Origin of the sequence: Mesorhizobium sp. M0088, from assembly GCF_040322895.1 — a bacterium.
Classification (GTDB): domain Bacteria; phylum Pseudomonadota; class Alphaproteobacteria; order Rhizobiales; family Rhizobiaceae; genus Mesorhizobium.
In genome coordinates this window covers 221,751-238,472 of record NZ_JAMYUI010000003.1, presented here as the reverse complement: position 1 = coordinate 238,472, position 16,722 = coordinate 221,751, and the positions used below count along the sequence as shown (strand labels likewise).

Sequence of the window (16,722 nt, the reverse complement as noted above, 5' to 3'; positions counted from 1 at the left end):
AAGGGCCATTGCGCGGGGGATTCGCGCCATGCATCTTCGTCATCATGGCGGGCACGATGTCGCACCTTTCTAATTCATTGATTTTATTGCCTAAAATACATGGCAATGAACTTCCGCCCGTGGCTTGACGGGCGCAAACCCTCTAACTATGTTGCCGGCGACTTTAGAAGCGGACGGACGGTGACGGTCTGACCGGGCAGGGGGGTTGCGATGGCCGACAAGAATGGGCCAGACGGAACCGGAAAAACCGGCCGCGGCAATCAGCATGAGCCCGACATCCGCGACGACGATCTTGAGCGCCGCCGCCGTGACCTTGAAGCTTCGCTTGCGACAAGGCGGCCGGGCCGGCTCGAGGGGAAAGACGACGCGAAAGCGGGCAGTGTGGCCGGTTACGGTCAGGCGCTCAAACTCTCCAGCGAATTTATCGCCGGGGTGGTGGTGGGTGCCGGCATCGGCTGGATCATCGACCGTCTGGCGGGGACATCGCCATGGGGTCTGATCGTGTTTCTGCTGCTTGGTTTTGGCGCCGGAGTGCTCAATGTGATGCGTTCCGCCGGCGTTGTGGCAGAATTTGGACAGGGCGATAAATCGCGCCGTGGCCAAGACGACAAGAAATGACCGCGCACCATGTGCGGTAATGGTAACGAGGCCGTACGCGGCATTGACGGGGTTTGAACGTGGCAGCTGACAAGGTCGATCCGATCCACCAGTTCCATATCAACAAGCTGATTCCGATCGACATCGGCGGCTATGACCTGTCTTTCACCAATTCGGCACTGTTCATGGTCGCAACCGTTATCGTCGCGGCTGGATTTCTGTTTCTCACGACGTCGAGCCGCAGCCTGGTTCCCGGGCGGCTTCAGTCGGTCTCCGAGATGGCCTACGAGTTCGTCGGCAACATGTTGCGCGATGCCGCCGGCACGCAAGGCATGAAGTTCTTCCCTCTCGTGTTCTCGCTGTTCATGTTCGTGCTCGTCGCCAATCTGCTTGGCCTGTTCCCGTATTTCTTCACCGTCACCAGCCACATCATCGTCACCTTCGGCCTTGCCGTGCTGGTGATCGCAACCGTGGTCGTCTACGGCTTCATGAAGCATGGTTTTGGCTTCCTGAAACTGTTCGTGCCGCATGGCGTGCCGGTCTTCCTGCTGCCACTGGTGGTGCTGATCGAAGTGATCTCCTTCGTGTCGCGCCCGGTCAGCCTCTCGGTTCGTCTGTTCGCCAACATGCTCGCCGGCCACATCACGCTGAAAGTGTTTTCCGGCTTCGTGGTCAGCCTGAGTGCGCTCGGCGCGGTCGGCGTCGCCGGCTCGATCCTGCCTCTGGCGATGGCGGTGGCGCTGACGGCACTGGAACTGCTGGTCGCCTTCCTGCAGGCCTACGTCTTTGCCGTGTTGACCTGCATGTATCTCAACGACGCCCTGCACCCCGGGCACTAGGTCCAAAAGTTTCCGGCCCAAGAATTTCCAACATTGGCGCCGGATGGAATCGCAACGGAATTTTAGATCCAAAGGAGTTGAACAAATGGACGCAGAAGCAGCAAAGTACATCGGCGCCGGCATCGCTTGCCTGGGCATGGGTGGTGCGGGCATTGGCCTCGGCAACATCTTCGGCAGCTACCTCGCGGGCGCACTGCGCAACCCGTCGGCTGCCGATGGCCAGTTCGGCCGCTTGATCTTCGGTTTCGCCGTGACCGAAGCTCTGGGCATCTTCTCGCTTCTCATCGCGCTTCTGGCCCTGTTCGGCTGAGCACTCGGGAAGATTGGACAGGCCGGCCGCGCGAGCGGCGGGCCTGAATTTCGGGGATAGTCCATGTTCGTGACATCTGCCTTTGCGCAAGAGTCCGCGCCATCAGCCGATACCAGCCACGCTGCTACGGAAGGCGACACGCATTCCAGCACCGGTGTGCCTGCTGAAGCGCATGGCACGTTTCCGCCATTCGATCCGGCGACGTTCCCGTCGCAGCTTCTGTGGCTGGCGATCACCTTCGGGCTGTTCTATCTCTTCCTGAAGCGGGTTGTGATGCCGCGCGTCGGCGGCATCATCGATGTCCGCAACGATCGCATCACGCAGGATCTCGATCAGGCGGCCAAGTTGAAGGGCGAGGCCGACGCTGCCGTTGCTGCCTACGAGCAGGAACTGGCGGAAGCCAAGACCAAGGCCAACGCGATCGGCCAGCAGGCCAACGACGCGGCTAAGGCCGAGGCCGACACCGCTCGCAAGAAGGTCGAGGCCGCGCTCGACGCCAAGCTTGGCGAAGCCGAGGCCCGCATCTCTTCCATCAAGGCCAATGCCATGAAGGAAGTCGGCAGCATCGCCGAGGACACCGCTTCGGCGATTGTCGAAGCCCTGGTTGGCGGCAAGGCCAGCAAGGCAGAGATCGCGGCCGCGGTCAAATCCGTGGCCCGGTGAGGAGCGCATCATGGACGCCACATCTCTCGCGACGCTCTGGGCCACGGTTGCCCTGGTCATCTTCCTGGGCATTGCCGTCTACATCAAGGTGCCTCGCCTGATCGCCAAGGCGCTCGACGCCCGCGCCGAAAGGATCAGCAACGAACTCGACGAAGCGCGCCGGCTGCGCGAGGAAGCCCAGCAACTGCTTGGCCAGTATCAGCGCAAGCGCAAGGAAGCCGAGCAGGAGGCCGCCGACATCGTCGCCGCCGCCAAGCGCGAAGCCGACTTGCTTGCCGCCGAAGCGCACAAGAAGACCGAGGACTATGTTGTCAGGCGCACCGCGCTTGCCGAGCAGAAGATCGGCCAGGCCGAGCGTGACGCCATCAGCGAAGTCCGCGCCAGCGCCGTCGACATCGCCGTAGAGGCAGCGCGCGCGCTGCTTGCCGGCAAGATCGACGCCAAGGCCGGTGCCGATCTGTTCAAGGCATCGCTTGCGGACGTGAAGTCGAAGCTGAATTAGAGGGTCCCTCTAGCCAATCATCGAAAGCCGCCCGGGCAACCTGGCGGCTTTTTTGTTGTGGGCGGGGATAATCTCCCCCCTTGAGGGGGAGATGTCGCCAAAGGCGACAGAGGGGGTCGGCTCGACCGGGCGCGACGTCATTTTGCAGCGCAGATAAGGTCGGCGTTTCACGCGCGGCGACCCCCTCTGGCCTGCCGGCCATCTCCCCCTCGAGGGGGAGATCAGCTATCCATTCCGACGAAGCTCTCTTCCTCAACCACTTCAGCGCCACCCAGCCTGAACGGCGAAAACGATACGCGATGCAGCCGCGCCACCGGGCCATGCGCCTCGATTGCCGTGCGATGGCGAAGCGTGGCGTAGCCCATATGGACTTCGAAGCCGTAGCGGTCGTGATGGTTGCCGCAGCCGCACATCATGCGATCGCGCATCACCTTGGCGACGATCGAGGCGGCGGCGATCGACTGCGAACGCTGGTCGCCCTTGATCAGCGCGCGCCCTTCACAAGGCAGGCCAGGCGGCACGTCGCGTCCATCGGCAAGGGCGAGCTTCGGTCTGACCGACAGCCCTACCAGGGCGCGGCGCATGGCTTCCAGGCTTGCCTTGAGGATGTTGCTGCCGTCGATACCCTCGGCACTGATGGAGGCCATTGAGATCGCCTGCGCAGAGCCGAGAATTCGCAGGAACAAGGCTTCACGCTGCAGATGGCTGAGGCGTTTGGAATCGTCGAGGCCGTCGGGAATGTTGGCGGGATCGAGCACCACGGCCGCGGCGACTACCGGCCCGGCCAGGGGGCCACGGCCGGCCTCGTCCATCCCGGCAACCGGCCACAGCCCCTCCGCCATCGCCTTCGTCTCGAAGGAGAAGTCGGGCTTCTCGATGATCTCAAAGAGAGGCGGAGAATCAGAACGCGCGCGAGCCATGTTGCGGCGAGGTTCGCATCGGCTCTGATTCTCCGCAAGTCCCTCCGGGTCGGGTGGGGCGCCGGACCGGGAGGGCACCGTCTGCAGGCCGGGGCAGGCCGGACGGGATTCTGGTGCCGCGACGGATCAAACCACCGCGATGAATTGTCTCTCAAAGCAGCGTCAGCTGCACCTGGTCTTTCCCGGCGGCAACGAACTGGTCGGTCCGCAGCGTGCGCCGTTCGGCATTGAGGCCGAGCCGCTTGGCTGTGATCTCGAAGCGCCGGCCGATCTGCCAGGCATAGGGACCGGCGCCCTTCATGCGTTTGCCCCATTCCGAATCGTAGTCCTTGCCGTCACGCATCGACCGGACCAGCGACATCACATGGCGGTAGCGGTCGGGATAATGACGCAGCAGCCAATCCTTGAAGATCGGGCTGACCTCCAATGGCAGGCGCAGGATCACGTAGCCGGCTTCGCGCGCGCCGGCCGCACGTGCCGAATCGAGGATGCGTTCCATTTCCGAGTCGGTCAGGCCCGGAATGATCGGCGCCACCATGACCGAGGCCGGGATGCCGGCATCCGAAAGCTGCCGGATCGCTTCCAGCCGCTTGGTCGGTGTCGACGCGCGCGGCTCCATGGTGCGCGCCAGCATACGGTCGAGCGTCGTCACCGACAGCGCCACCTTGGCGAGCCCGCGTTCGGCCATGCGTGACAGGATATCGATATCGCGCGTCACCAGAGCGGACTTTGTCACGATGCCGACTGGATGGCCGCGCGCTTCCAGCACTTCGAGGATTTCGCGCATGATCCGGTATTGCTTCTCGATCGGCTGGTAGGGGTCGGTGTTGGTGCCGATGGCGATGGTGCGCGGCTGATAGCTGTCTTTCGAAAGCTCCTTGTCAAGCAAGCGCGCCGCATCAGGCTTGGCGAACAACTTCGATTCGAAATCCAGACCCGGCGACAGGCCCATGAAAGCGTGCGTCGGGCGGGCAAAGCAATAGACGCAGCCATGCTCGCAGCCGCGATAGGGGTTGATGGAACGGTCGAAGGAAATGTCGGGCGATTCGTTGCGGGTGATGATTGTGCGCGGCTTCTCGACCTGCACTTCGGTCTTGAAGGGTGGCAGTTCCTCCAGCGAATTCCAGCCATCGTCGAACACGTGCCGGCTGACCGGCTCGAACCGGCCGGACGGATTGATGCCCGCTGACCTGCCGCGGTTGCGGTCCGGGCGGACACGCAGGCCGCTCTGCTCGACCATCGCGTTGGCCATCTCGGCTCTTCCTGCTCCGAAAGCCGCAATGTCGGCGCGCACGATCTGTTCCATCTTCGCCCGCTCCCAGGGACTGTCCATGTTGTGTCGAATCGCTCTGCTCATGAAATTATTCCTATTTCGTTGAAGAGAACAAAGCAAGAACTTTCTATGGTGCGATGCAAAAACTGGCGCTGTCCGGCGCTTTCCGCTATTCGGCTAAGGATGCTCAGTGTTCTCATCGAAACCCGCAATGACGAGGAGGGCCTAGCCCGCACGCTCGCCTCGCTGATCGGCGGCGCGGTCGAAGGCGTGGTGCGTGAAGTCATCGTTTGCGACACAGGCTCCACCGATCAGACGCATCGTGTGGCCGAGCATGCCGGCTGTCAGTACGTGACGGACGGTGTCGCTGCCGGTATCCGCCAGGCCAAGGGGGATTGGTTGCTGCTCCTGGAACCGGGCGCGCGGATGGCGGAGGGCTGGATCGATGAGGTTGTCGCCCATACGGCAAGGCAGACCATGGCGGCACGGTTTTCGCGCACGCGAGCCAGCCGCACGCCATTCCTGGCCCGGGTCTTTTCGGGAAACCGCGCCTTGGCCGACGGATTGCTGATCAGCAAGCGTCAGGCGGCGGCCGCGGCCAAGAGTGCCGGCAGTGCCGAGGCCATCGCCCGCGGCCTCGCGACGAAGCGGCTCGACGCGGAGATCTGGATGGCGCCGGCCAAGCAGGAGCGCCGCTCGTCGACGTGATTTTTGCAGTTGCTCAGGTCATTGTGCATTGCACAAAATCTGACGCGGGGTTAGCTTCCGTTCAAGCGGGAATTGGGTTTGGGACATGCCGAGAGGCGAGCACCGATGCGGCATCGGTGGTGCTCTCATAGCCGAGGACCCAATGAAGCTTTCAACCCCCGACACATCCGGCGCGGCCAGTCTCGAGGCCATTGCGCGCAACGGCAGCCTGCTGCGGCGCATCGCCGTGCGTATTCCAACCTATCTGACGGACCTGCGGGAGAACCCTGCCTGGCTGCCGATGTTCGTGTTGGCGCGCACAATGCCCGGACGCCGCATGCATTGGCTGGGCGCAAAACGCGCCCGCCCGGTCGCCAATGCCGGGGATACGATGTTTGCCGGTGTCGAACGGGGAGCGGTCGTCGATGCGTTGCGCTCCGACGGGCTGTTCTCAGGCCTGGTCCTGCCGCCTGATATCCATGAAGAGATCGCCGACTTCGCCGGGCGCACGCCTTGCTTCGGCAATTTCGACCGCCGTCTCGAATTCATGCCGGGGGAACATGCCGAGGCCGAGAAACGCCTTGGCCGCTCGCTGCTCAGCGGGCATTTTTTCGAGCGCATCCTCGACTGCCCGGCGGCGCTTGCCATCCAGCGCGATCCGCTGCTTCTGGATATTGCCGCGCACTATCTCGGCGGCCAGGCAAAACTGATCACGACGCGCGTCTGGTGGAGTTTTCCAACCGGTGCGGCTTCGGACGCCGACAAGAACCTCGCCTCGCTCGGCAAGTATCATTTCGACCTCGATGATTGGCGCATGCTGAAATTCTTCTTCTACCTCAAGCCGGTCGACGCCGACACCGGTCCGCATGTCTATGTCAGGGGCAGCCACAAGCGCCGCAGCCTCAAGCACCAGCTTACCCTTCTGGTCGGTCATCCCGCGCAGCAGGTTCTGGATGTCTATGGCGAGCAGAGCCCGGTGACGCTGACCGGCGAGGCTGGTCTCGGCTTCGTCGAGGACCCCTTTGGCTTTCATATGGGCACCGTGCCGGCACGCACGCCGCGACTGATGATGGAAGTCGGCTTCGGCGTATCGCCGCCGTCGCGCCGACGGTTTCATGGCGAGCCGGTTATCCGCTGAGAGCTGCCTATCCGAAGCTCATCTCGACAGGTGTCCAGTGTGTGCGGCGTCTGGCTTGGCGCTGCGCCCTGTTTTCCGTATCGAAGTCAACGCGGACCGGCTCCTGGTTGAACCGTTCGCGGTCGTCCAGGGCGTTGATGATGACGATCGCCCTTGCATCGTCATCTCTGGCGATTGCGGCGACGTAGACACCGCACCGCCGGCAGATCAGATAGTCGGCCGTCCTCAGCCCGAACTGATATCTCCGCAATTGCGTCTCGTCCTTGACCGAGATGACCAGTCTGCCATTCGGATCGGCAACGGCGCGCGAACCATGTCTGACACAGAACGAGCATTGGCAAGCGCGAACTTCGGTTTGCGGTGGCTCGAGCTCGGTTGAAAATTCAAGGCGTATGTTGCCGCAATGGCATCCACCGGTGTGCACGGTCATCGTAGCTGCCTTGTCGTGAACGGCGATGATCGCCTTCAGAGAAGGTACTTTTCCGAGGTCCGGTTTGGAATGGGGTTTCAAAGGCGCCGGTGCTGTTTTGCCTGGCGAACGCGGCGTGGAACCGGCGCTTTGCCTCGGCTTTTACGGAGCCGATTTGCCGCGCCGCAAATGCTCGTCCAGGCGCGGCATGATCTCGACGAAGTTGCATGGCGTGTGCCGGTAGTCGAGCTGCGCTTTCAGGATGCCGTCCCACGCGTCCTTGCAGGCGCCTGGCGAACCCGGCAGCACGAAGACGAAGGTGGCGTTGACGACGCCGCCGGTCGCCCGGCTCTGGATCGTCGAGGTGCCGATCTTGTCGTAGGAAATCCGGTGGAACACTTCCGAAAAGCCATCCATGCGCTTTTCGAAGATCGGCTCCAGCGCGTCCGGCGTCACGTCACGGCCTGTGAAGCCGGTACCGCCGGTGGTGATGACGACATCGATATTCTTGTCCTGTGACCACGCCAGAACCGTGTCGCGGATTTTCTCGCGGTCGTCGGTGACGATATCGCGGGCCGCCAGCCGATGGCCGGCCTCGGTGATGCGGTCGGCCAGCGTCTGGCCGGATTTGTCGTCGGCGAGGCTGCGCGTGTCCGAAACGGTCAGCACCGCGATGCGCACGGGAATGAAGGAGCGGCTCTCGTCAATTCTGGACATCTGCGCCCTCCGATGCGATGCTGCGCGTCGCGGCAACGAACCAGTCGGGCTGGCGGCCGCGGATCTCGGCAGCGGCGCGCTTGGCGACATTGCCGGTCTCGAACAGGCCGAAGCAGGTGGCGCCGGACCCGGACATCCGTGAAAAACCCGATCCGGCCTTGTTCAGCCAGGAAAGCGCCCTGCCGATGGCGGGCTGCATCGCCAGCGCCGCGGGCTCGAGATCGTTGCGAGTAATCTCCAGCCAGTTGCGCAGGCTGTGAAAATCGATGCCGCGCGGCAGCGGCGGCAAGGCCTCATTGTCGCGCCGGGAAAGCGCTGCAAAGACATCCGCCGTCGACACCGGGGTGCCTGGATTGACCAGCACCAGGCCAAGCGCCGAAAAATCCGGCACCATCCACAGTTCATCCCCGATGCCGCGCGCCACCAGCGGCTTTGCCGCCAGGCACATCGGCACATCGGCGCCAAGCGAAAGGCCGATCCGCGCCAGCTCTGCGCCGTCGATGTCCAGCGCCCATGTCTCCACCAGCCCGCGCAGCACGGTCGCCGCGTCGCTCGAACCGCCGCCGACGCCGGAGGCAACCGGCAGGTTCTTTTCGAGCCGGATAGCGACCGGCGGTGTTCTCTCGTGCCCGGCTGTCTGCCGCAGGGCATCGCGCGCCTTGAGCACAAGATTGCTGGCGTCGAGAGGAACGGCCGGAGCGTAACGGCCGGACACGGTAAATTCATCGCTATCGGCGAGCGCGATTTCGACCCTGTCGCCGAAACGCGTGAACACCGCCAGGCTTTCGATCAGATGATAGCCGTCAGGGCGCCTGCCTGTGACATGCAGCGCAAGATTGATTTTGGCGTGTGCGTGCCAGCTACGCGACCCGATGTCGGTGTCCACAATCGTCTGCGGGATGATGCTCAGTCCTTGGCCAGCCGGTATTCGCCGGTCTTCGGATCCTTGACCAAAGTGCCGATCGCGCCGTTGGCCGTCTGCTTTTCTGTGCGCCGCACCTTGGCGGTCACGCGCTCGGCTTCCCTAATGAAGGTGCGGTAGCCGAAATAAGCGGCAACGCCAACGACGGCGAAGAAAATGATCTGCGGCATGCCAAAACTCCTCCCACGCTGGGCCGGCGAAGGCGGCCGGTCGGGTCGGTTGATGCATGCCGACCCGCTTTTGGGAACACGACATGCATGAAACTCAAGCTCTCATGCTAGACGGTTTTGCCGGGTTTTCAAAGCCCGAAGCGAGACCACAATGCGCGCTCTTCCGCCGCATCGATCACGCCGCTGGCGGCAGCGGCTACGATATCGGGCGCTGAAAAGCCCTTGCTTGAGCCGAACAGGCCGAAGCGGCTAAGAAAACCGCGCGGTGTCGTGATCAGCCTGAGCTGGGTTTTCGCCCCGAAACGGGTCTTGAGCACAGTGCGCATGTCGCCGAGCGCATCGACCAGACCGAGTTCGAGGCCCTTGATGCCTGTCCAGAACAGGCCGGTGAACAGGTCCGGGTCGTCCTTCAGTTTCGTGCCGCGCCGCTCCTTGACGAGGTCGATGAAAGTTGCGTGCACCTCGAGCTGCAGCGCCTTCAGCCGTTCGACATCTTCCTTCTTCTCGGGCTTGAACGGATCGAGCACCGCCTTGTTCTGGCCGGCGGTGTGGACACGGCGCTCGACACCGATCTTTTTCATCAGTTCAGGGAAGCCGAACGAGGCCGATACCACGCCGATCGAACCGACGATGGACGACGGATCGGCGAAGATCTCGTCACCGGCGACCGCGATCATGTAGCCGCCCGACGCCGCGACATCCTCGACGAAGACCAGTACCTTTTTGTTCTTTTCCGTGGCCAGGTCACGGATGCGCTTGAAGATCAGCCGAGACTGCACCGGCGAGCCGCCCGGCGAATTGATCGAGATGGCGACCGCCGGCGCGTCGTAGGAGAACGCCTTCTCGATGAGGCCGGCGGTGGAAGCCAGCGACAGGCTCGGCCGAAACTGGCCACCGCCTGCCATGATGGTGCCGTGCAGCCGGATGACCGGAATGGTGACGACGGTGGAGCGCCAGGATTTCGGCAGCAGGCGGTTGATAAGGCGTTTCACGAGGGCGCGGTCTCCGGTCGGTGGGTTGCAGGCATGTAGGGATTTCCCGGCCAACGGCAATGTCGCCGGGCAGAATAGCTCAATCTCCGAACAGCGAGGCGAGGCCGTTGGTGATCATTTCGCTGCGCTCGTCGGGGCCGTTGCCTGACTGCGTGTGGAGCATTAGGGGCGGGCGTATGGCAAGCTTTCCCCGCGCCCCGAGCGCTGCCCGCACGACGATGCGGATCGCCGCCGCATCGGGACGAGGGTGGACGGCGAGCATCTCGGCATCGCCGAAGCGGCCGGCGATCGCATCGAGAATGGCGCCGAGCTGTTCGGGCCGGGCGATTACGGCGAGCCCGCCGCGCGGCCTCACCACCGCCGCCGCACTTCTGATCCAGCTCTCGAACAGCCCGTCCTCCATGACATGGGCTTCCTTTCGCAGGCGATCCGATGTGGCGCGGTCCTGGGGGGCATTGAAAGGCGGGTTCATGATGACGAAGTCGAAGTCGTTGTCGGCGAGGCCGGCGGCCGCCCGCGCCCGGCCCGATACGGTGACATTGGCGACCAGCACGGATGCGCGATCGCTAAGATGGGCATTGCCGGGATGGGCAAGCGTCGCCGCCGCGAAGGCCGCCATTTCCGGCGCGCGTTCGACAAGCACCGCCTCTGCCGCCGGGCAGCGTGACAGCACCGCCAGTCCGGCAGCTCCGGCTCCGGCGCCAAAATCGGCCAGGCGCCCGCTAAAGGTCGATGGCACGGATGCCGCCAGCATCATCGCATCCATGCCGGCGCGATGGCCGCCCTGCTTGGGCTGGACGAGCCAGAACCGGCCGCGATGGAAGGCGTCGACCGTATGGGCCGGCGTGTCCGGAACAAGGGCGGCGGGCGCGGCGGGCATTATTTTCCGCGGATCTCGTTGGCGATGCCGGCATCCCTGAGGATGCGCCGTGCCGCGTCGGCCTGGTCGGCGTCGACCATGACGCGTTTCTGCAAAAGACCGATCGATCCTTCGAGAATGCTCATATTCTGATCGGCGACAAAGCAGGCGATGCCGGCGTCGCGCATCAGCGATTCCACAAAGGAGATGATCACGGCATCGTTGGTGCGGACAAGTTCTATCATCGTATGAAACTCGCAGTTTGCGCTATTGATGTAAACGGGCAGGGGATTCCGAGGCAGAGCCCCGTTCCCTCTGTGGTCGTTGACATTCCGTCATCGACGCCGCGCCAATTCGCCACTTGCCGTGGCCATGTCCGCCGCCCTAGAGTCCACGCAGGGACTAAGGGTGCCGTCGCACGCTCTATACCAAGACGGGAGTGATTGTCGTGGGTGTCGTTCTCAACATCGAAAACGGGAAGCGGGAGCCCGCCTCCATCAAGGATCTGATCGATCTGACAGCGGCCGATATGGGGCGCGTCAATGAATTGATCCTGTCCAAGGCCGGCTCCGACGTCGAGATGATCCCGGAGGTCGCCAATCATCTGATCTCGTCCGGCGGCAAACGGCTGCGGCCGATGCTGACGCTCGCCGCCGCGCAGATGTTCGGCTATGCTGGCGAAGGCCACGTCAAGCTCGCTACCTCCGTCGAATTCATGCACACGGCGACGCTGCTGCACGACGATGTCGTCGACGAGAGCGGCATGCGGCGCGGCAAGAAGACCGCCCGCATGATCTGGGGCAACCAGGCAAGCGTGCTGGTCGGCGACTTCCTGCTCGGCCAGGCTTTCCGCATGATGGTCGATGTCGGCTCGCTCGAAGCGCTCGATATCCTGTCGAGTGCTGCCTCGATCATCGCCGAGGGCGAGGTTATGCAGCTTGCCGCCGCCAAGAACCTCGAAACCACCGAGGACGAGCATTTCGCCGTCATCAAGGCCAAGACCGCGGCGCTGTTTTCGGCTGCTGCCGAGGTAGGGCCCGTCATTGCCCAGGCGACCCGCAACGATCGTGCGGCGCTGCGCTCCTACGGCATGAATCTCGGCCTTGCCTTCCAGCTGATCGATGACGCGCTGGACTATGGCGGCACCAGCAAGGATCTCGGCAAGAATGTCGGCGACGATTTCCGCGAAGGCAAGGTGACCTTGCCAGTCATTCTCGCCTATCGGCGGGGCACGAAGGCCGAGCGCACTTTCTGGAAGCGTGCCATCGAGGACAATGTCACCGATGACGCCGGCCTGGAAAAGGCGATCGGCCTGATGACTCGCCATGGCGCCATCGCCGACACGATCGGACGAGCCCGCCATTTCGGCGAGATCGCCCGCGACGCGCTGGCGCCGCTGGAAGCGACGCCGCAGAAATCGGCGCTGATCGACGTCATCGATTTCTGCATCAGCCGGGTGAACTGAGCGGCGTCACCCGGTTGCCCGCTGCTTCGCCTTTCCCGGCAAAGCGAACGCGGCCAGCAGGCTGACAAAGATGCCCGCCGCCGCCAGCCAGAAGGCGATCTGTATGCCGTCGGCGATCGCGGCCTTCAGTGCATCGCCAGTCAATCCGCCGACATGGCTGTTGGCGATCGCGATCAATGTTGCCATGCCGATCGCGTTGCCGATGTTGAGCGTCGTGCAGGCCATTCCCGAGGCAACGCCCTGTTCGTCGTGTGCCACGCCCGACGCGGCCGCGATCCACATGGCGGTCCAGACGATGCCCTGTCCGACACCGGAGATGATCAGGCCGGGAACGATGGCGGCATAGCTGCTGTCGGCTGATGCTCCAAGGACCATCAGCGCTGTGCCGGCTGCGCCGACTATCATGCCGCCGACCAGGGTCGAGCGTGTAGAAAAGCGCGTCGCCAGGCGCTCACCGAGCTGCGTGCCGGCGGCGATGGCGATCGACGGCACCAGGAACGCCAGGCCTGTTTGCAGGGCGGTGAAGCCATGTACGGTCTGCAACAGCACGGTCAGGAAATAGGGCAGGGCTCCGAACGTTCCCATGAACAGGAAGGTGATCGTCATGCCGGCGACGAGGCTGCGATTGCGGAACAGCCGCAGCGGCATCAGCGGGTCAGCGCTCTTCGCCTCAATCAGCGCGAAGGCGATAATGAAGATCGCTGCCAGTGCGGCGCTGGCGATGATCGCTGGCGAACCCCAGCCATATTCAGGTCCCTGGACCAGCGTGAAGACCAGCAATGTGGCGCCTGCGGTGACGGTCAGCGCGCCCGGCAGATCGAAGTTGCGGTGCTGGTGCCGCTTGGGATCGCGCGGAATGATGGCAAATGCGGCGATGATGGCGATGCCAGCCAGCAGCACATTGACGTAGAAGACCGACGACCAGCCGAAGGCGCCTGTCAGGATTCCACCGGCCAGTGAGCCAAGGGTAAGGCCGCTCGCGCCGGCACCGCCCCACACCGCCAGCGCCCTGTTGCGTTCCGGTCCTTCGGCAAACAGGCGGTTGATCAGCGAGAGCGTCGCCGGGAACAGGAAAGCGCCGCCGATGCCTTGCACGGCACGCGCAGCGATGATGATTTCCGGCGACCAGGCGAGGCCGCCGACCAGCGACGAAAGCGCATAGAGCCAGAGCGCGAAGATGAAGATGCGGCGCTGACCGATAAGGTCGGCGGCGCGGCCGCCGAACAGCAGAAAACCGCCGGTAAATACGGTGTAGGCGCTCACCACCCATTGCAAGGTCTGGCCGGAAAAGCCCAGTCCAGCCCCGATTTCGGGCAGCGCCACGAAGACGATGTTGATGTCGAGAGCGATGATAAGCTGGGCGAAGGCGAGCAATGCCAGCGTGGCGCCGCGCTTCGCGCCAATCCCTCCCTGTGTCGCAGTGGCGCCGAATGGCAGCCCTTGATCGAGTGAACTCATGCCAGTCTCCTTTCCATTCTTTATCGATCGACAAAGAATTGAATTTGCAATCTTGAGTCAAGCGGATTATTTGTGGATCGATAAAGAAATGGAGGTTGCGATGGCGGGACGGCCAAGGGAGTTCGACAGAGCCCAGGCTCTGCAGAAAGCGCGCGATGCCTTCTGGATGCGCGGCTACGAGGGCACCTCGATGGCCGACCTCGTCTCCATGCTTGGCCTGGCCTCGGCGCGCATCTATGCCGCCTTTGGCTCGAAGGAGGATCTGTTTCGCGAAGCCGTTGTTCTCTACGAAATCAGCGAAGGAAGCTTCGCCACCAGTGCCCTTGCCGAAGAACCAACCGCTCGGCGGTTTGTCGAGCGGCTGCTGCGCGATGCGATCGACATCTATACAAGGCCGGATCTGCCGAAGGGCTGCATGGTTGTCTCGGCCGCCACCAACTGCGCTACTGAAAATGACGGCGTGCTGCATTGGCTGGCCGAGCGCCGACTGGCGCGCAATGCATTGATTGTGGAGCGCTTGAAAAAGGGTGTTCGCGACGGCGACCTCAAGCCGGATACTGATCCGGAAGCGCTTGGCGACTACTACACCACACTGTTGTTTGGCCTCTCTGTGCAGGCGCGCGACGGGGTGCCGAAGAAGCGGCTGCATGACCTGGTCACCGTGGCGATGCCTGCGCTCGACGGTTTCGTCTCACAGCCTTGAGTCTTGCTTCTGGCGCCTCGCGATTTCGACTGCAATTGGCTCGACAAGCTGCCCTGCCGCAAATTATCTATAAACATGGCAAAGGGCACAGACGACACCATCGCGGTGCGCATCAGCAAGGTGCTGGCGGACCGCATCATCTCCGGCGCGATCGAGCCGGGGGCCAGGCTTCGGCAGGATCATATCGCCGAGGAATTCCAAACCAGCCATGTTCCGGTGCGCGAGGCCTTCCGGCGTCTGGAGGCGCAAGGGCTGGCCATTGGCGAGCCGCGCCGCGGCGTGCGTGTGGCGTCTTTTGATTTGGGCGAGGTCAAGGAAGTCGCCGAAATGCGGGCAGCACTCGAAGTGCTGGCGCTGCGCCACGCCGCGCCGCACCTGACATCGGCCATTCTCGATCTCGCCGAGGAGGCGACCAAGGCCGGCGACAAGTCCCGCGATGTCAGGTCGTGGGAAGAGGCCAACCGCGCTTTCCACCGCTTGATCCTGTCGCCATGCGGCATGCCGCGCCTGCTCGCGACCATCGACGACCTGCACGCGGCAAGCGCCCGTTTCCTGTTCGCGGCATGGCGGTCGGAGTGGGAGACGCGCACCGATCAGGACCATCGCGCGATCCTCTCCGCCTTGCGGCAGGGAAACACCGAATCCGCGGCCGTCACACTGGGGCGGCACGTCCAATGGATTGGCCGCAAGCCGGTCAGGACGGCCTCCGGGACGACGCGCGAAGCTTTTGCCATCGTAGGTTAGACGGCCTCCGCCAAAGCCAGGGCTTGCAATCTCCAGGGAAGTGTGGATTCGATAATAGATCGGAAAGAGAAATTATCTATAATTTTCAATCGATCAAAGGAATCCCAATGACAGACGTCGCATTCTCCCCCGGCAAGCCGTCGTTCAGTCCGCTCCGGCTCCAGGATCGTTCTCTTGCCTGGCAGGTTGGAGCCGTCGTGCTTGGCACCCTGTTCCTGGCGCTGGCGTCCTATATCGAGGTGCCGATGGTGCCGGTCCCGGTAAACATGCAGACCTTTGCCGTGACCCTGATCGGCGCGCTCTATGGCTGGCGGCTTGGCGCGCTCACCATCGTCGCCTGGCTGGTCGAGGGTGCAGTCGGCTTTCCGGTTCTGTCCGGAGGGGCAGCGGGTGCGGCGCATTTCGTCGGGCCGACGGCTGGCTATCTCTTCGCCTTCCCGCTTGTCGGCGCCTTGGTCGGCTGGCTAGCAGAACGCGGCTGGAACGGCAAAAGGGTGATGCTTGCTTTTGTCGCCATGCTGCTTGGCAACCTTGCCTGCCTTGTGCTGGGCACAGCATGGCTTGCCGTCATGATTGGAGCCGAACAGGCCGTTACCTTCGGCTTCCTGCCGTTCATCGTCGGCGGCTTGCTCAAGTCAGCGCTGGGTGCCGCGACCCTCATGGCCCTTCCCGGCGGCAAGGCCAAGCCGGCCAATCCGTGACGATCAGGCTGCGCGCCCATCATCTCCTTTGCCTGCTCACCTATGTGGGCAAGGGATACAGCCCCGCCTTCACCGCCAATTATGATCGCGTCGCGGAGCGCCTGAGCCGGGGCGAGGACATCCTCCTCGTTTCCGGCCCCGACGATGTCTGCGCTCCATTGCTCGACGAGCCGGAACCTCACTGCCTCAACGAGAGCGTCGTCGAGCGGGACCGGCTCGCCGGGCTGGACGTAGAGGAATTGCTGGCGCGGCCAATCCGGGTCGGCACCCACCTCGATCTCGACACGGGGACCTTGGCCCGGATGCGGCAGGCGTTTTCGGCTGGCCTTGTACGCAAGGCCTGCGGCGGCTGCGAATGGAACGAACTGTGCAGCACGATAGCGGCCGGTGGATACAGCGACACGCTGGTGCAGCGGTCCGCCGCGCCAGCCGAGGGTTGATATTGGCCCCGAGCCTTAGCGGTCGAAGCCGAGCTCAAGGGTCGAATCTGCGATATCTTCGGCGCCGCGCAGGGCCAACACCGAAAATTCAAGACCGGAAAACTGGTGCCTGTCGCCATGATTTGTTAATCGGGTGCCCGGATTGTGAATTCGAGGCGGATTGAAGCGCGACCCCAAAAAGGCCATGCTTTGCCTGGAAAGATCGAGTCTACG

22 protein-coding genes are annotated in these 16,722 nt (G+C 63.3%); 12 read left to right on the top strand and 10 right to left on the bottom strand.

What is annotated here, in order from left to right; genetic code table 11:
* Positions 1-210 precede the first annotated feature (210 nt).
* The 5 genes from NKJ67_RS05470 (at position 211) to NKJ67_RS05450 (ending at position 2,911) form a co-directional block, all read left to right on the top strand.
* Positions 211-618, top strand: a complete 408-nt coding sequence (locus NKJ67_RS05470; protein ID WP_127272330.1) for an AtpZ/AtpI family protein — start codon at positions 211-213, stop codon at positions 616-618.
* Between the two features lie 59 nt (positions 619-677).
* Positions 678-1,436, top strand: coding sequence for a F0F1 ATP synthase subunit A (locus tag NKJ67_RS05465; RefSeq protein ID WP_023808677.1), 759 nt, complete (start codon positions 678-680; stop codon positions 1,434-1,436).
* 85 nt (positions 1,437-1,521) lie between these two features.
* Positions 1,522-1,746 (top strand): F0F1 ATP synthase subunit C, encoded by a 225-nt coding sequence (locus NKJ67_RS05460; protein ID WP_006206606.1) that lies wholly within the window; start codon positions 1,522-1,524, stop codon positions 1,744-1,746.
* 63 nt (positions 1,747-1,809) lie between these two features.
* Positions 1,810-2,409, top strand: a complete 600-nt coding sequence (locus NKJ67_RS05455; RefSeq protein WP_127272329.1) for a F0F1 ATP synthase subunit B — start codon at positions 1,810-1,812, stop codon at positions 2,407-2,409.
* A gap of 10 nt (positions 2,410-2,419) precedes the next feature.
* A complete protein-coding gene (locus NKJ67_RS05450; RefSeq protein WP_127270951.1) occupies positions 2,420-2,911 on the top strand; it encodes a F0F1 ATP synthase subunit B in 492 nt (163 codons plus the stop codon).
* A 221-nt stretch (positions 2,912-3,132) separates the two neighbouring features.
* Here NKJ67_RS05450 and rnhB read toward each other — a convergent pair whose 3' ends face one another.
* Positions 3,133-3,831 (bottom strand): ribonuclease HII, encoded by a 699-nt coding sequence (rnhB, locus tag NKJ67_RS05445; protein WP_127811029.1) that lies wholly within the window; start codon positions 3,829-3,831, stop codon positions 3,133-3,135.
* Positions 3,832-3,982: 151 nt separating this feature from the next.
* Complete coding sequence (locus NKJ67_RS05440) at positions 3,983-5,137, bottom strand: PA0069 family radical SAM protein (protein ID WP_352580783.1); 1,155 nt, start codon at positions 5,135-5,137, stop codon at positions 3,983-3,985.
* Positions 5,138-5,287: 150 nt separating this feature from the next.
* Here NKJ67_RS05440 and NKJ67_RS05435 point away from each other — a divergent pair, with 150 nt between their 5' ends.
* Together NKJ67_RS05435 and NKJ67_RS05430 are read left to right on the top strand one after the other, a co-directional pair.
* Positions 5,288-5,812, top strand: coding sequence for a glycosyltransferase (locus tag NKJ67_RS05435; protein WP_352580738.1), 525 nt, complete (start codon positions 5,288-5,290; stop codon positions 5,810-5,812).
* A gap of 142 nt (positions 5,813-5,954) precedes the next feature.
* Complete coding sequence (locus NKJ67_RS05430) at positions 5,955-6,929, top strand: hypothetical protein (RefSeq protein WP_023808671.1); 975 nt, start codon at positions 5,955-5,957, stop codon at positions 6,927-6,929.
* A 7-nt stretch (positions 6,930-6,936) separates the two neighbouring features.
* Here NKJ67_RS05430 and NKJ67_RS05425 read toward each other — a convergent pair whose 3' ends face one another.
* From NKJ67_RS05425 to NKJ67_RS05395, 7 genes are all read right to left on the bottom strand, one after another.
* On the bottom strand, positions 6,937-7,359 hold the full coding sequence (locus tag NKJ67_RS05425; RefSeq protein ID WP_127269627.1) for a GFA family protein: 423 nt from the start codon (positions 7,357-7,359) through the stop codon (positions 6,937-6,939).
* Between the two features lie 141 nt (positions 7,360-7,500).
* The gene (moaB, locus tag NKJ67_RS05420) at positions 7,501-8,055 is read right to left on the bottom strand and encodes a molybdenum cofactor biosynthesis protein B (protein WP_352580737.1); all 555 of its coding nucleotides are present in this window, start codon (positions 8,053-8,055) and stop codon (positions 7,501-7,503) included.
* A complete protein-coding gene (locus NKJ67_RS05415; protein WP_352580736.1) occupies positions 8,042-8,941 on the bottom strand; it encodes a 4-(cytidine 5'-diphospho)-2-C-methyl-D-erythritol kinase in 900 nt (299 codons plus the stop codon). Before NKJ67_RS05415 ends, moaB begins: the two co-directional genes overlap by 14 nt.
* Positions 8,942-8,961: 20 nt before the next feature.
* Positions 8,962-9,147 (bottom strand): membrane protein, encoded by a 186-nt coding sequence (locus NKJ67_RS05410; RefSeq protein WP_023808667.1) that lies wholly within the window; start codon positions 9,145-9,147, stop codon positions 8,962-8,964.
* A 128-nt stretch (positions 9,148-9,275) separates the two neighbouring features.
* Positions 9,276-10,139, bottom strand: coding sequence for a S49 family peptidase (locus NKJ67_RS05405; RefSeq protein ID WP_127272776.1), 864 nt, complete (start codon positions 10,137-10,139; stop codon positions 9,276-9,278).
* A gap of 79 nt (positions 10,140-10,218) precedes the next feature.
* Positions 10,219-11,019, bottom strand: a complete 801-nt coding sequence (locus NKJ67_RS05400) for a tRNA1(Val) (adenine(37)-N6)-methyltransferase (RefSeq protein ID WP_352580735.1) — start codon at positions 11,017-11,019, stop codon at positions 10,219-10,221.
* Positions 11,019-11,243 carry a putative signal transducing protein gene (locus NKJ67_RS05395; protein ID WP_063167652.1) on the bottom strand — a complete coding sequence of 75 codons (225 nt, stop codon included), beginning with the start codon at positions 11,241-11,243 and terminating at the stop codon, positions 11,019-11,021. Before NKJ67_RS05395 ends, NKJ67_RS05400 begins: the two co-directional genes overlap by 1 nt.
* A 203-nt stretch (positions 11,244-11,446) precedes the next feature.
* Between NKJ67_RS05395 and NKJ67_RS05390 the strand changes: the two genes are divergently transcribed.
* Positions 11,447-12,463, top strand: a complete 1,017-nt coding sequence (locus NKJ67_RS05390; RefSeq protein ID WP_127272280.1) for a polyprenyl synthetase family protein — start codon at positions 11,447-11,449, stop codon at positions 12,461-12,463.
* Positions 12,464-12,469: 6 nt separating this feature from the next.
* On the opposite strand, the gene NKJ67_RS05385 is transcribed toward NKJ67_RS05390, so the two are convergent.
* A complete protein-coding gene (locus NKJ67_RS05385; protein ID WP_127268977.1) occupies positions 12,470-13,921 on the bottom strand; it encodes an MFS transporter in 1,452 nt (483 codons plus the stop codon).
* On the opposite strand from NKJ67_RS05385, the gene NKJ67_RS05380 reads away from it, so the two are divergent.
* The 4 genes from NKJ67_RS05380 to NKJ67_RS05365 all read left to right on the top strand — a co-directional run bounded on the left by NKJ67_RS05380 (position 13,920) and on the right by NKJ67_RS05365 (position 16,509).
* Positions 13,920-14,624 (top strand): TetR/AcrR family transcriptional regulator, encoded by a 705-nt coding sequence (locus tag NKJ67_RS05380; RefSeq protein ID WP_352580734.1) that lies wholly within the window; start codon positions 13,920-13,922, stop codon positions 14,622-14,624. The two genes, NKJ67_RS05385 and NKJ67_RS05380, sit on opposite strands and share 2 nt — an antisense overlap.
* Positions 14,625-14,699: 75 nt before the next feature.
* The gene (locus NKJ67_RS05375; protein WP_127272279.1) at positions 14,700-15,368 is read left to right on the top strand and encodes a GntR family transcriptional regulator; all 669 of its coding nucleotides are present in this window, start codon (positions 14,700-14,702) and stop codon (positions 15,366-15,368) included.
* 107 nt (positions 15,369-15,475) lie between these two features.
* On the top strand, positions 15,476-16,069 hold the full coding sequence (locus NKJ67_RS05370; RefSeq protein ID WP_352580733.1) for a biotin transporter BioY: 594 nt from the start codon (positions 15,476-15,478) through the stop codon (positions 16,067-16,069).
* Entirely contained in the window at positions 16,066-16,509 is a 444-nt protein-coding gene (locus tag NKJ67_RS05365) for a DUF1284 domain-containing protein (RefSeq protein WP_127320253.1), read from the top strand. Before NKJ67_RS05370 ends, NKJ67_RS05365 begins: the two co-directional genes overlap by 4 nt.
* The last annotated feature ends 213 nt before the right edge of the window (positions 16,510-16,722 follow it).

Bases quoted from the DNA above. Each gene is read 5' to 3' on its own strand.
- NKJ67_RS05470 (WP_127272330.1), top strand. From the start codon at position 211: ATGGCCGACAAGAATGGGCCAGACGGAACCGGAAAAACCGGCCGCGGC.
- NKJ67_RS05460 (WP_006206606.1), top strand. From the start codon at position 1,522: ATGGACGCAGAAGCAGCAAAGTACATCGGCGCCGGCATCGCTTGCCTG.
- NKJ67_RS05455 (WP_127272329.1), top strand. From the start codon at position 1,810: ATGTTCGTGACATCTGCCTTTGCGCAAGAGTCCGCGCCATCAGCCGAT.
- NKJ67_RS05450 (WP_127270951.1), top strand. From the start codon at position 2,420: ATGGACGCCACATCTCTCGCGACGCTCTGGGCCACGGTTGCCCTGGTC.
- rnhB (WP_127811029.1), bottom strand. From the start codon at position 3,831: ATGGCTCGCGCGCGTTCTGATTCTCCGCCTCTCTTTGAGATCATCGAG.
- NKJ67_RS05440 (WP_352580783.1), bottom strand. From the start codon at position 5,137: ATGGAACAGATCGTGCGCGCCGACATTGCGGCTTTCGGAGCAGGAAGA.
- NKJ67_RS05435 (WP_352580738.1), top strand. From the start codon at position 5,288: ATGCTCAGTGTTCTCATCGAAACCCGCAATGACGAGGAGGGCCTAGCC.
- NKJ67_RS05430 (WP_023808671.1), top strand. From the start codon at position 5,955: ATGAAGCTTTCAACCCCCGACACATCCGGCGCGGCCAGTCTCGAGGCC.
- NKJ67_RS05425 (WP_127269627.1), bottom strand. From the start codon at position 7,359: ATGACCGTGCACACCGGTGGATGCCATTGCGGCAACATACGCCTTGAA.
- moaB (WP_352580737.1), bottom strand. From the start codon at position 8,055: ATGTCCAGAATTGACGAGAGCCGCTCCTTCATTCCCGTGCGCATCGCG.
- NKJ67_RS05410 (WP_023808667.1), bottom strand. From the start codon at position 9,147: ATGCCGCAGATCATTTTCTTCGCCGTCGTTGGCGTTGCCGCTTATTTC.
- NKJ67_RS05400 (WP_352580735.1), bottom strand. From the start codon at position 11,019: ATGCCCGCCGCGCCCGCCGCCCTTGTTCCGGACACGCCGGCCCATACG.
- NKJ67_RS05395 (WP_063167652.1), bottom strand. From the start codon at position 11,243: ATGATAGAACTTGTCCGCACCAACGATGCCGTGATCATCTCCTTTGTG.
- NKJ67_RS05380 (WP_352580734.1), top strand. From the start codon at position 13,920: ATGCCAGTCTCCTTTCCATTCTTTATCGATCGACAAAGAATTGAATTT.
- NKJ67_RS05385 (WP_127268977.1), bottom strand. From the start codon at position 13,921: ATGAGTTCACTCGATCAAGGGCTGCCATTCGGCGCCACTGCGACACAG.
- NKJ67_RS05375 (WP_127272279.1), top strand. From the start codon at position 14,700: ATGGCAAAGGGCACAGACGACACCATCGCGGTGCGCATCAGCAAGGTG.
- NKJ67_RS05370 (WP_352580733.1), top strand. From the start codon at position 15,476: ATGACAGACGTCGCATTCTCCCCCGGCAAGCCGTCGTTCAGTCCGCTC.